7 protein-coding genes and 1 pseudogene are annotated in these 13,271 nt (G+C 45.5%); 7 read left to right on the top strand and 1 reads right to left on the bottom strand.

Going from position 1 to position 13,271, the window contains the following annotated elements; all coding sequences use genetic code 11:
- Positions 1-78 precede the first annotated feature (78 nt).
- Positions 79-339 carry a UPF0175 family protein gene (locus TPRIMZ1_RS0100060; RefSeq protein WP_010252914.1) on the bottom strand — a complete coding sequence of 87 codons (261 nt, stop codon included), beginning with the start codon at positions 337-339 and terminating at the stop codon, positions 79-81.
- Positions 340-837: 498 nt separating this feature from the next.
- Between TPRIMZ1_RS0100060 and TPRIMZ1_RS0100050 the strand changes: the two genes are divergently transcribed.
- The 7 genes and pseudogenes from TPRIMZ1_RS0100050 (at position 838) to TPRIMZ1_RS18010 (ending at position 12,602) form a co-directional block, all read left to right on the top strand.
- A complete protein-coding gene (locus TPRIMZ1_RS0100050) occupies positions 838-4,272 on the top strand; it encodes a helicase-related protein (RefSeq protein ID WP_010252912.1) in 3,435 nt (1,144 codons plus the stop codon).
- Positions 4,269-6,239: a DUF1156 domain-containing protein gene (locus tag TPRIMZ1_RS0100045; RefSeq protein WP_026043412.1), complete on the top strand. Its 1,971-nt coding sequence runs from the start codon at positions 4,269-4,271 to the stop codon at positions 6,237-6,239. Before TPRIMZ1_RS0100050 ends, TPRIMZ1_RS0100045 begins: the two co-directional genes overlap by 4 nt.
- 64 nt (positions 6,240-6,303) lie before the next feature.
- Positions 6,304-7,212 carry a hypothetical protein gene (locus TPRIMZ1_RS0100040; RefSeq protein WP_026043411.1) on the top strand — a complete coding sequence of 303 codons (909 nt, stop codon included), beginning with the start codon at positions 6,304-6,306 and terminating at the stop codon, positions 7,210-7,212.
- A gap of 32 nt (positions 7,213-7,244) precedes the next feature.
- A complete protein-coding gene (locus TPRIMZ1_RS0100035; protein ID WP_010252910.1) occupies positions 7,245-10,034 on the top strand; it encodes a DUF499 domain-containing protein in 2,790 nt (929 codons plus the stop codon).
- Positions 10,031-10,933, top strand: coding sequence for a PDDEXK nuclease domain-containing protein (locus tag TPRIMZ1_RS18015; RefSeq protein ID WP_010252908.1), 903 nt, complete (start codon positions 10,031-10,033; stop codon positions 10,931-10,933). Before TPRIMZ1_RS0100035 ends, TPRIMZ1_RS18015 begins: the two co-directional genes overlap by 4 nt.
- A gap of 119 nt (positions 10,934-11,052) precedes the next feature.
- Positions 11,053-11,256: a hypothetical protein gene (locus TPRIMZ1_RS0100025; RefSeq protein WP_010252906.1), complete on the top strand. Its 204-nt coding sequence runs from the start codon at positions 11,053-11,055 to the stop codon at positions 11,254-11,256.
- Positions 11,257-11,403: 147 nt separating this feature from the next.
- Positions 11,404-12,602, top strand: a pseudogene (locus TPRIMZ1_RS18010) (IS256 family transposase).
- Positions 12,603-13,271 lie beyond the last annotated feature (669 nt).

The following is a 13,271-nucleotide window of genomic DNA, read 5'->3' as shown; positions in this document are numbered from 1 at the left end:
ATAAAAAATCAATAACTAATTTTACTTTTAAATAAAGATCTGAATCATCATTCAGCGGGATGGAATCACAGACAATAATCATATCACGCCGATGCTTTCAAGCTCCCGGTCTAAATCTTCGATTTCATAATTGATAACCGGAATATATTGAACGGCAAGGAGAGCAGTAAAGTCATAGAGGCATATTTCGCAGAACTCCGCCCCCTGTCCAAGGGTCAGCTTGCCCTGCTGATACATCTTTGTAGCGTATTCTTTCCGCATGGAGGAAACAAGCTCCCCCACAGACATATTTAACGAGAGCAATAAATCATCGGAAAACGATATGACTGCCTGCTGCATACTGAACCTCCCCGCTAGGTATACCATAAATTTATCATGTTTTGGCTCAGGTTGCAAGGCAAGGTCGATAATTCTATGTATAGAAACATATTAGGAAGATTTACTAGTTTCAGGACAGCGAGACCCGGCAAATCCCCAGTGTAGAAATCCATGGTAAAACCTGCCGGATGTTCCATTCCTCAAATGGATGAGGATCTGAAAGACAAAATAGGAAGAATTCTCACCTCTCGGCTATTTGTCTGGAAAAAGGTCGAAGACCAGATCTTTGAGACTAAATGTATTGTTGTTTTTAGGGTAGAATACAAGGCTGTCAATATAGAACCCAAAAAAGTCATTATTTAGAAAAGTAGAAGGTTGCAAAATAGCCATATGTCTACTTTTTCATACATTTAATTAATTTTTGGATTATTTTTGCCCCATAGCCCAAATCACTGCAAAGGCATATAATAATTTCTTGTTTTCTTTTTGAAAGCCTATTCCCCAAAGGAGTTTGTTTACATGCCGGAAGCACCGCCCATTAGAGAAGGGCAAATAGTAAAAAGCCCCCTTTTTAACGAACCCATGAAGGTAGAGACCATCCGCGAAGATGGTTCAGGCGCTTTAACTATTGGTATGGTCGGCACCCAGACTGAACGGTTCCGTAGAGTTACGCTTACACCCGAAGAAATCGCCTCCCTTACTATTCTAAATGAGATCTATACCTATAATGGTGATGGTAGGCTCCTTCGTCTGGGAATCCAAGCCTACTCTCTTGGCATCGCCTATGAATTTGACCCTTATTTTGGCCTTTCCATATCCAGAGTAGACCCCCTTCCGCACCAGTTAGAAGCTGTTTACGATTACCTTCTAAAGTTGCCTCGTGTTCGTTTTCTTCTTGCCGACGATGCCGGGGCTGGCAAAACTATTATGGCGGGCCTTTTAATTCGGGAACTGGAACTGCGAGGCCTTGCCGAGCGTATTTTGATAGTTTGTCCAGCCAACCTTGCTTTCCAGTGGCAGCGGGAACTCAAAGAAAAATTTGAGACCAAATTCGAAGTGATGAAAGGCAGCGATATTCGCGAACAATTCGGCTTTAACCAATGGCAGGAGAAAAAAAGAGTCATCACTTCCCTTGACCTTGCTAAGCGGGAAGATATTCTTCCCGGTTTACAGCAAACCCGCTGGGATCTCGTTATTGTAGACGAAGCTCACCGTATGTCCGCTTCCGATGAATCCCATAAAAGTCAGCGTTACAGACTCGGTGAATTACTGAGGGATACCACAGATCATCTACTTTTATTAACCGCTACACCACACCGAGGCGATCCAAACAATTTTACGCTCTTTTTGCAATTGCTTGATACTGATGCTTTTGCCGATGTTAAGTCGATCCATCAGGCCATGGAAAATCGTTGTGCCCCGTTCTATTTGCGTCGTACAAAAGAAGCTATGGTCTATTTTCCTGAACAAAAAGAAGATGGTACTTGGGCGGCGAAAAAAATATTCACCAAGCGAATTACACGTACTGTTGATTTCAATATTGACGGCCCTGAGTACGAATTATACAAAGCGGTTACCAATTTTGTTCGAGAACAAAGTGTCAAAGCTGCCGCTATGGGTGATACTCCTCGCGCTCGTGCTGTAGGTTTCTTAATGGCCCTCTATCAACGCCGTCTTGCGTCCAGTACCTATGCTATGCGCCATTCTCTTGAAAACCGGGCTCGGCGTCTGGAAGAAGGTCTCAAACATGCTCAGCAACTGGCAACCCAGGCTCCTCTTGATTTGCCTACCGAAGAAGAACTCGATGAAATGGAAGATATTGAACGCGAACGCCTCGAAGCAATTCTTGAAGCTATAACAATTGCAGGGAATGAAACACAAATTCAAGAGGAAATACAAAAGTTAAAGGAACTTGCCCTTCATGCCCAAGAAATAGAAAATGCAGGAGTAGAAGCGAAACTGTCCCGTCTGAAAGATTTACTCCAAACAGAAGGTTTTTTTGATCATAACGACCAACGCCTTCTGGTGTTTACCGAATTCAAAGACACCCTCAATTACCTCATGTCAAAATTCAAAGAGTGGGGTTTTAGTGTTGGTTGTATACACGGCAGTATGAAACCCGGTTCCCGTGATGAAGCCGGTACACGCCTTTTTACTGAACAGCAATTCAGGGAAGGGGCAATACAAATCCTTGTAGCCACCGAAGCAGCCGGTGAAGGTATTAATCTTCAGGTTTGTAATATCCTTTTTAATTACGACATCCCCTGGAATCCCAACCGTCTTGAACAACGCATGGGGCGTATCCATCGTTATGGTCAACGTAAAGATTGCCTTATCTTCAATTTCGTGGCTACCAACACCATTGAAGGCAGAGTCCTTGGAACCCTGCTTTTCAAATTACAGGAAATCCGTAATGCTCTTGATGACGATGCGGTATTCAATGTGGTGGGTGAAGTTCTGCCTTCCGCCCATATTGAGCGGGTATTGCGCGATTATTATGCCGGAAAACTTGGTGATGTCGATCTTGAAGACAGATTGTTAAGAAATGTTGATGAACGGCAATTCCGCGCCATTTGCCAAAATGCTCTGGAAGGCCTTGCATCAAAAAAACTTAACCTCGCCATGCTGGTGGAACGCCGTGCAAAAGCCCAGGAACATCGAGTAGTGCCGGAAACCATATCCCGTTTTCTCTTTGAAAGTTCCGATTACGTGAAAATGCCTTTTAAAATTGTAGCCGGTATACCCCATACCTTTGACCCTGGAAAAACGCCTTCGTCCCTTCATCGTTTTGAGCGGGAAGACGATTGGCGGCTCCCTGCTCTGGTAAACAGGTATCCCCGCTGTTCAACTGACCGTGAAATAGCCGAGAAACATACCCTGGAATGGGTAACCCCTGGACATCCCCTTTTTGAGGCAGTTCGCCGCCATGTTTCTTTATCTGCCCTTGATGTCTTTAGCCAGGGTACCTGTTTCTATTCTTTGAATAACGAACAAGCTACCCGCATTGATTTTTACCGTGCCCGTGTAGTTGATGGCTTGGGACAGATTATTCATGAACGTTTCTTTGCTGTACAATTAAAAAAAGATGAAATTCCTGAACTTTGTGAAAGTAGCGCCTTAGGCGATTTTACTCCTGCAACGATTCCTGATATCTTACCCCAAGTAGCGTTTATCCCTGAAGCGGATGCCTTCATGCAGACTAATGCGTATCAGCCCTTTCTTGAAGAAATTCGCAATGAACGGCTTTTAGAGCTTAAGCGGATAGTTTCCCATGTTGAACTATCGCTAAACGAACTTATCCAAAAGGCCGATGAAGAAATTGGTAAAATTGCTGCCGAAGTTGAGATGAAAACACCAGGATCCGAAGGCCGCCTCATCATGGCCGAGAACCGCCATGATGAACTTCGTACCCGGCGTGATAGGCGCAGAGAGGAACTTGAAAGGCAACGTTCTCTTTCGCTCCAGGGTATAGAGCGCATTACCAGTGTTCTTGTACTGCCGCATCCTGACCGCGAAGACAGTGAAGTACGCCATCTACGTCAAAACCTTGAGACAGAAGCAATTGCTATGCAGATAGTAATAGAATATGAGAAAAAACGTGGTTGCCAAGTTGATGATATTCATAAGAAAAATCTTGGATACGACATTACCAGTCTTAAGCCCTGCTCCGGCGAGCTTCGTCTTATCGAAATAAAAGGCATTGGCGCGTCTACGGGAAATATCCTCTTAACCCCTAATGAACGTCATGTTGCCGAAGACCGTCCAGATTGCTATTGGCTCTATATAGTAACAAATTGCGATACAGACCCTGTAATGCAGGATCCGATACAAGACCCGGCGAGATTCCCTTGGAACGAAGTAAAAAAAGTCGCTCATTATACTCTTGCAATTAATGCCATGACCAAACCTATGGAAGTGCATGAAAATCCTCCGCACTACGGAGAATCAAAATGATACCTAAAGAATGTAAACGTCTTGCGGAAGTGGACTTCCCCCTGTCGATTGTAAACTTAGCCTGTGTAGAAGAAAATAACCGTAAAACCCGCATCGAAAGCGGGCATATTTCTTTGCTCCATTCATGGTGGGCTCGCCGTCCTTTATCTGCCTGCCGTTCTTTGCTCTTAACATTATTGTTGCCTGATCCATGTGATGCTGCCTGCCCGAAAGAATTTAAAAACAAGGCTATAGAAGCTTTATCGAGTGAAAAAATAGGCCCAAAAGATAAGGATCTTCAAAAAGCCCTATTTAATTTTGTCTCCAAAATCGCCCCCTGGGATTCTGTCAATACTGCCGGATTTGTTTCTACCGCCCATGATCTCATCAAAGCAGCCTACGGAAACGATCCCCATGTGCTTGACCCCTTCTCAGGTGGTGGTTCCATCCCGCTTGAAGCCCAGCGTTTGGGTTGCGAAGTTACTTCCAGCGATCTTAATCCTGTCGCATGGCTCCTCTTAAAAATCGCCCTGGAATGGTGCCCCCGAAAGGGAACCGAGCTTACTAAACAATTTGATATCTGGTCCGATTGGGTATTAAAAGAAACGGAAAAACGCCTTGCGGTATATTACCCCGCTGATGATCAGGGGCGGAAACCCCTTGCGTACCTCTGGGCAAGAACTGTCAAGTGTGAAGGATCAAACTGCGGCGTTACTATCCCGTTAATTCGCGGTCTGCAGCTTTCAATATCGAAACAACGAAAAAAGGCTTTGCGTATTAAATACCCTTCCGGATCAACGGAGCCATCTATCGATATTTTTTCCTACAATAATGATGGTGAAATTGAAAAAGGTACGGTTGCCAAAATGAAGGCAACCTGTCCGAAGTGCCATGTGGTAACTCAACGCGAGCGGGTACAGGCTCAGTTGAGGGACAAACACAGCGGATCCGATGATGCAATACTTTTCGCGATAGCCCGCGAAGGTACTAATGGCAAAAAGGATTATTTTAAACCAACTGCAAGAGACTTTGAAGCCTTTAATAAGGCTGCAGAAAAAGCAAAGTCTATTCATTTTGAAATGCCTTCTTTCCCACAGAATGACACACGGGCTTTTCCTCCTGGACCTTATGGAATAAAAACATGGGAAGATGTTCTCGCACCTCGTCAGAAATTTTCACGCTGGATTATTCATGAAATAATTGAAGATGCCCTACGGGGAGCGCAAAAAAAGATACATGATAAAGAACTGTTCAACGCTTTAGCCGCCTGCCTCTATATCGCTTATTCCGATAACAGTCAGTATCATACTTCACTTTGTGTCTGGCTTTCAGAAGGTGTAAAATCTATATTTATACAGGGTTCGGGTATTCCGTTTCGCGCCGATTTTGTGGAAAGTAATCCATTAAGTAATAATTGCGATGGATTAGGGTATTCGGTCCGCAGTATCCAAAGCGCTCTTCATTTGCTTACGAGTACCCATCCACATCCAGTTTCTCCCTTGTTGGCAAATGCCTTGGACCCGGTATTGCCCGATGAATCGGTGGATATCATCTTTACCGATCCGCCCTATGCAAATCAAATTCCGTATGCCCACCTTTCTGATTTTTTTTACGGATATCTTCATCTTGGGCTTAAGGAAAGGCTGGCTAAATCCTTTGCTGCTGGGCAGACCGAAAAGGCTCGTGAGCTTACCGAAAATCGTGCCGTTTCCGAAGGTGGTGTACATGACCGTCAATGGTATGAATACGGTATGAGGCAGGCTTTTACCCAAATGAAGCGTATCATTCGGGAAGATGGTGTTGCTTCTTTTGTCTTTGCCCATAAAGAGACCGACCGCTGGGAGGCCTTGGTTTCTGCTCTTTGTTCAAGCTGGCTGGTGTACCACGGGTTCTTGGCCTATAGCCACAGAACGTCGTCAGCGTATGCGCGGTCAGGGCTTTGCGGCACTAGAAACCAGTGTACACCTTGTTTGCCGTCCACGCCCTGAGGACGCTCCCATTGGCGATTGGGATAAGATTCTGGGGGAACTTCCCCGACGTGTCGGCGAATGGATGGAACGGCTTCAGGGAGAAGGTATCCGCGGCGCGGATCTTATTTTTGCCTGTATTGGCCCAGCGCTGGAAATATTTAGCAAGTACAGCAAGGTCGAAACCGCCGATGGGAGTGAAGTCACCCTTACCCGTTATCTCGAAAAAGTTTGGGAAGTAGTAGGCCGCTCGGCTCTTGAACAAGTCCTGGGAACCGCAGAAGCAAAAGCCCGTAACGGAGCCGCAGGGGCGCTTGAAGAAGATGCCCGTTTAACCGCTTTGTTTTTGTGGACATTACAGGCTTCCAATAATAATTCTAGCGGTGATTCTCCTGATAGCGGTACTACCGGACAGGGAAACGGTTTATCTTCAACTGACGAAGAAGATGATGATGACACAGGTAGTAAAAAGAAAAACGGCTTTACCCTTACCTACGATGTAGCCCGCCGTTTTGCCCAGCCTCTCGGCGTGGATCTGCATAAATGGGAAGGCCGTATCATAGAAACCATAAAAAGCGATGTCCGCCTGATCCCGGTAACCGAGCGGGCAAAACAACTTTTCGGTGATGAAGGTGCTCAAGCAGTAGCGCAGGAACTGGAACGCGATCCTGTCCAAGCCCTACAGCTATCCCTGTTTCCTGATTTCGATATACCGTCCACCCCTCATATTCGCGGACGAAAAAGGGCAGGTTCATCTTCTTTGGGCGATATTGAATTCATTCATCAACAGCAGGCTACCACTCTGGATCGTGTTCATGCCGCAATGCTGCTTCAGGCTTCAGGTCAGACCAATGGCCTTCGTTCCATGCTAAAATCCGAACAAGAACGTGGTCCCGATTTCTTGCGTCTTTCTAACGCCCTTTCTGCCCTATACCCGTCAAGTAGTGAAGAAAAACGTTTGTTGGATGCCATGTTGTTGGCAATGCCGAGGTAAAAATTTGTATTTGTTTTTAAAAGGAACTGGAAATGGAATACTGGTATAATGTTGCAATTCCCCGAAAGGAAGTCCGCGAGGGGCGTTCCTTTAACCCTGACGAATTTGCCATCCATCTTGAACAGGTAATTAACAAAACAGCCCCCGAAGATTACAGTGACCCCGGACAGTTCTTTTCTCGTACCTGTTTTACCCGCGCCTTGCGGGAACATACCGCTATGGTGTTGCGCCGTTTATCCGGCAAAACCGCCAACACCGCCCCGGTAATGACCCTCATTACTCAATTTGGCGGAGGGAAAACCCATACCCTTACCACACTTTATCACCTGGTAACTTCTGCTAAAAAGGCCGCTGATTATTCAGGCGTAGCAGAACTTCTAAAGGAAGCAAATCTCTCAAGTGTACCTGAGGCAAAAGTCGCCGCCTTTGTCGGCAATTCTTGGGACCCCACTCCCGGCAGGGAGACACCATGGCTGGATATAGCCTTTCAGCTTGCAGGAGATGCCGGTATTAAAGAACTTGGTGAATCCGCAAAAACCATCCCCCCCGGCACCGAAGCATTGATCCGGGTATTTAAAGCGGTGAATAAACCTGTTCTGTTATTATTCGATGAAGTATTAAATTTTCTTAACCGCCATCGCAACATGGATGAGCAATTCTATGCCTTTATCCAGAATTTAACGATTGCTGTCACCGGCACTACCCACGGAGCGATTCTAATCAGTTTACCCCGAAGCCAGACGGAAATGACCGAACGAGATATGCAGTGGCAGGATAAAATTACCAAAGTAGTCCGCCGTGTTGCAAAAGACCTTATTGCCAATGATGAAGCTGAAATCGGCGAAGTTGTCAGGCGTCGCCTTTTTGAGAGTATTGGCCGCGAAGAAACCAGAAAAGCGGTTGCAAAAACCTATGCCGAATGGTATTTTGAGCACCGCGCCCAGCTTCCTCCCGAATGGACTTCCGTTGATACTTCTGTTTCAGAAGCAAGTGCCAAGGATCTGTTATATAAACGTTTTGAAACCTGTTATCCATTTCACCCTGCAACGCTTTCCGTATTTCAACGTAAATGGCAAGCCCTTCCCCAATACCAGCAGACCCGCGGAACTCTGTCCATGCTTGCCCAATGGGTATCCCAGGTTTTTCAAAGTGATCATATAAATGCAAGAAAGGAACCGCTCATCACCCTCGGTTCCGCTCCTCTTGATATTCCGGAATTCCGTAGTGTTGTACTTGGACAACTTGGTGAATCTCGCCTCCTGGCAGCTATCAATACTGATATTTCAGATAATCAATCCCACGCCCAAGCGCTTGACGCCGATACATCCGGCCCATTGCAAAACATTCACCGAAGGGTAGGTACGACAATCCTTTTTGAATCCTCAGGAGGTCAGGTTGACAAAATCGCCCACCTTCCGGAACTTCGTTTTGCCCTTTGTGAACCCGAAATAGATACAACCTCAATAGATACTGCCGCTTATAAACTGGAATCTAAATCATATTTTATCCGTAAGGTAGGATCCGATGGTTATAAAATTGGCTATCAGCCTACGTTAAAAAAGGTAGTCTCTGACCGCCGCGCATCCCTTGATGAGGAAACAGAAATAATACCCGCAATTCGGAAGACAGTTGAAGAAGAATTCAAACGTAATGCGACGATTCCAATAATTTCCTTTCCTGCAGATGAAATGGCCATTCCCGATTCTCCTAAATTGACTATGGTTGTAGCAGATCCGTTAATTGAGTGGTCCGGTGAGGAAACCGGTACATTTCAAATGCTCCGAAAAAAAATAGCAAGTTGGACTAGTAATCACGGAACTTCCCCTCGCCTGTATCCGGGTTCTCTTATATGGTGTTTGAAAAGACCAGGTCGTGAGCTGCGTGAATGTATTGAAAACAAGCTCGCTTGGGAACGAGTACATAGTGAAATCCGATCCGGTACTTTGGGCAGCGACTTTAGCAGGGATGAAACAAACGATATAGGAACAAAAACATTAAACGCAAAAGATTATGCTAAAGAGGAAGTATGGGGTGGTTACCGCTATGCGGTTATTTATGATGCTTGTGAAAAGGATTCTCTCAAAGTCATTGATCTTGGCGCTGGTCATTCTTCCGCCTCCGAAACGCTCTGCAGCAGGATACTTACTGCTCTAAAATCCAATGCCTTGCTGAACGAAACCGTAGGCGCGGGTTACATAGAGCGCAACTGGCCGCCCGCTTTAAAGGAAATAGGGGCTTGGCCTTTATCCAGCCTACGGCAGAGTTTTCTTAATGGTTCTCTTACCCGTCTATTGGATCCCGATAGTGCCTTGCGATTAAAAATTTGTGATTTTGTATTTCGAGGTGAATTCGGGTTATCCTCAGGTAAAAACGCTTTTGGTACATATAGCCGTATTTGGTATCAGGAACAGGTATTCCCTGAAGAAGTCTCCTTTGAGCCGGAAGTGTATTTACTCTTAAAAAGTCAGGCGCAAAAATTAAAAAAAGTTACAGAGCAATCTGAATCCTCTGCTGAAACTTCTCCGGTGCCCGACACACAAAATACTCCAGAGTCACCTGTGCCTGATTCGGTACAATCTAAATCAACGCAAATATCTTCAGCCCGTATAGAGCAAAACATTATCATATCTGGTACAATTCCACCGGACTCATTTAATCGCATCGGTACTAGATTAATCCCAAAAATTCGTTTAGGAAAAAATTTGCGGATTAATTTGTCAATTTCTTTTTCAATAGATAGCGATGCCTCTCAAGATTTGTTAGATGACTTAATTCAGGCAATTAATGATATTGGAATCTCAGAGGATTTGAAGGTACAATGAATAATAGTCAACTTTTCTTTATCGCCTCAATCAAAGAAAAAATTCATCTTGCCCAGTACGAGGCCTTAAAAGTGGTAAACACCCATCTGATAAACCTCTATTGGGATATTGGCAAGGATATTTCCGACAAACAATCCGAAAGCTGGGGCAAGTCCATAGTCCCGGTATTGTCTAGTGAACTGCAAAAGGAATTCCATGGCATCAGCGGTTTTTCCGTGTCAAATTTGTGGTACATGGCGCAATTCTATTCGGAATATCACGATGTTGAATTTCTCGAACCACTGGTTCGAGAAATTAGCTGGTCTAAGCATATTGCCATAATGAAAAAATGCAAGGATACTCAGGAAAGGCGCTTTTACATCATGGCGACAAAGAAATTTGGCTGGTCAAAAAATGTACTCATAAATCAGATAGGCAACAAGACCTATGAAAAGTACCTTTTGGACCAAACCAATTATGATACAACCCTTCCTGAAAACATACGGAAACAAGCCATCCTTGCGGTAAAGGATGAGTATACCTTCGATTTCCTTGACTTGGCCGACGAACACTCCGAACGGGAACTTGAATCCGCCCTGGTGAATAACATCCGTTCTTTTCTACTTGAAATGGGGAATCAATTTGCTTTCATCGGCAATCAATTTAAAATCAAGGCTGGTAAGAAAGAGTATTTCATTGACCTTCTTCTTTATCATCGGTCTTTGCATTGTCTTGTTGCTGTCGAACTTAAAATAGGTGAGTTCCAGCCTGAATACAAAGGCAAAATGGAATTCTATCTGACTATCCTGAACGAAAAAGTCAAACTAAGCGATGAGAATGATTCCATCGGAATTATATCTGTAAAGAAAAGGATCGCACTATCGTCGAATACTCCCTCAGAACAAGCCCCATGCCCATAGGCGTAGCGACCTATACCACAAGTCCCAAACTGCCAAAGGACTATAAAAAACTCTTGCTGGATAGCAAAGCTATAGGTGAAAAATAGATGCATTCTTTGAAATTAATGAGGATCATGAAAATGCAAAGGAATAAAGAAAATATCGACAATTTTATAGCTGAAATGACTGTACTTTCCCGGAAATATGGCATTGCTGTACACGGGTTTGACGGTGGGGCATTTTTGACTGATTGCGAAAACATGGCCAAGGAAATCTGTAAGGATGGTAATTTTTGGTGGAACGAAAAAGAACAAAAGTATGAAATCAAAAATATAAAGCTTTGATTTTCCTCAAATACCAATGCCTTTATAGCTTTCCCGTATATTGGGGCGTGTCAGGAAGTATGTGTAAATGGCCAAAGATGGTAGAATACCAAGGGAGCAAAGATGGCCAAGACACGAAAGACGAAAGAGAAAGATCTGATTGATCAGATGCTGGACCAGGTGAACCTGAAGGGATTATCCCGAGACGAGGTTCTGGGACAGGACGGCTTGTTAAAGCAGCTTACGGGAAAACTGTTAAGCAAGATCATGGAAGCCGAAATGGACGAACACCTGGGGTACGAGAAACATTCCAACGATGGCGACAACACCGGGGACAGCCGGAACGGACATAGCGAAAAGACGGTATTGACCGAAAACCAGAGCACGGTGGTGCAGATACCACGGGATCGGAGCGGGACCTTCGAGCCGCAAATAATACCAAAGTATGAAAAACGGGTCCCGCTTTTCAACGACCAGATAATTTCGATGTACTCCTTCGGAATGACCGCGAGAGATATAAAAGCCCACCTGGAAAAAATCTATAACGTTGAAGTCTCACCGGATTTGATAAGCCGGGTAACCGAGGCGGTGATGGAGGAAGTCAAGGAATGGCAGAACCGACAGCTGGAGAAATCCTACGCCATCGTGTATCTGGACGCCCTGCGGATAAATAGTAAGCAGGACGGGAAAAGCTGCACCAAGAGTGTCTATGTGGCCTTGGGAGTGGATTTTGAGGGCCAGAAGGAAGTTCTAGGGCTTTGGATCTCGGAGAACGAGGGAGCCAAATTCTGGATGGGGGTTCTCAACGAACTGAAAAATCGTGGGGTCGCTGACATCCTCATCGCCTGCATGGACGGGCTCTCAGGCTTCCCCGAGGCGGTCAGAGCCGTGTATCCTGACACCCGTGTCCAGCTGTGTATCGTCCACATGATCCGCAATTCTACTAAGTTTGTTTCGTACAAGGATCTAAAAAAAGTGTGTGCTGACTTAAAGACGGTTTACACCGCGCCCACCGAAAAGGCGGCCCAAGAAAACCTTGAAGAATTCGGCAAAATCTGGAATGACAAATATCCGATGATTCACAAATCCTGGACCACACAATGGGATGACCTGAGCGAATATTTTAAATATCCTCCGGAAATCCGTAAGGCCATCTACACCACCAATGCTATTGAGTCCCTGAATTACCAACTGCGAAAAGTTACAAAAACCGCTCGCCATTTCCCAACGATGATGCTATACTCAAGATATTGTATTTGGCGATTCGGAATGCATCAGAAAAATGGACCATGCCAATTCATAACTGGGGTCCGGCGCTAAACCAATTCGCCATAGAATTTGGCAATGAACGGGTTCCGTTCAAATGACGACTTGCCATTTACACAGAATTTCTGACACGTCCGTATATTGACCTTCCGAATCCGCTTCTCCGTCCAAGGCCGGGCAATATATTCAAAATTCAAGCTCACAATAAAATCTAAACCATAAAAGACCGTGATTGCAATCGGCTCCCAGTGCCTTACCAAAAAAAGAAATAGACAAAAACCGTTCCGGTTTTTCTCAACTCATTACCGGCTGGTTTTGTCATAAGGCTTCATCGGCTAGAGCTCCAAACTCCGAGGAGCCTTTTCCTAGCTTAGTCATCCCCCTGGCCCAGCCCTTCCTTCCGCTACGTCCCTTCGGTCCTTCGCTCCCTCCAGGCCCGGTCCAGTCATGCCGCTCCAAGCATAGTCCCTGTGCCGTACCTTCCGGTCACTTCGTTCCCTCCAGGATCCGGCACCGCTCTCCGTCTTCCGCCCTGGTCCTCTAGGCATACTCACCAGGGCTGGTCCTGCCGCCCTTTTTTACGCTGGCCCTTCGGCCCAACGTAAAAAACCCCGGCGCCCACCCAACGATAAAGAGCGGTTCCCCATAGCTAATCCCCAAACAGACCGGAACGGAACATCCCCTACGGCGCCTACACTCCCTCTAACAGTAACGGTCGTTCCGGCGCCTCCGGGGACGCTCCGTTCCGGTCTGCCATGTCCTCTAAGCAT

This window comes from Treponema primitia ZAS-1, from assembly GCF_000297095.1.
Taxonomy (GTDB): domain Bacteria; phylum Spirochaetota; class Spirochaetia; order Treponematales; family Breznakiellaceae; genus Termitinema; species Termitinema primitia_A.
This window is presented reverse-complemented; position numbering and strand designations above follow the sequence as displayed.

Bases quoted from the DNA above. Each gene is read 5' to 3' on its own strand.
- TPRIMZ1_RS18015 (WP_010252908.1), top strand. From the start codon at position 10,031: ATGAATAATAGTCAACTTTTCTTTATCGCCTCAATCAAAGAAAAAATT.
- TPRIMZ1_RS0100060 (WP_010252914.1), bottom strand. From the start codon at position 339: ATGCAGCAGGCAGTCATATCGTTTTCCGATGATTTATTGCTCTCGTTA.
- TPRIMZ1_RS0100025 (WP_010252906.1), top strand. From the start codon at position 11,053: ATGCAAAGGAATAAAGAAAATATCGACAATTTTATAGCTGAAATGACT.
- TPRIMZ1_RS0100045 (WP_026043412.1), top strand. From the start codon at position 4,269: ATGATACCTAAAGAATGTAAACGTCTTGCGGAAGTGGACTTCCCCCTG.
- TPRIMZ1_RS0100035 (WP_010252910.1), top strand. From the start codon at position 7,245: ATGGAATACTGGTATAATGTTGCAATTCCCCGAAAGGAAGTCCGCGAG.
- TPRIMZ1_RS0100040 (WP_026043411.1), top strand. From the start codon at position 6,304: ATGGAACGGCTTCAGGGAGAAGGTATCCGCGGCGCGGATCTTATTTTT.
- TPRIMZ1_RS0100050 (WP_010252912.1), top strand. From the start codon at position 838: ATGCCGGAAGCACCGCCCATTAGAGAAGGGCAAATAGTAAAAAGCCCC.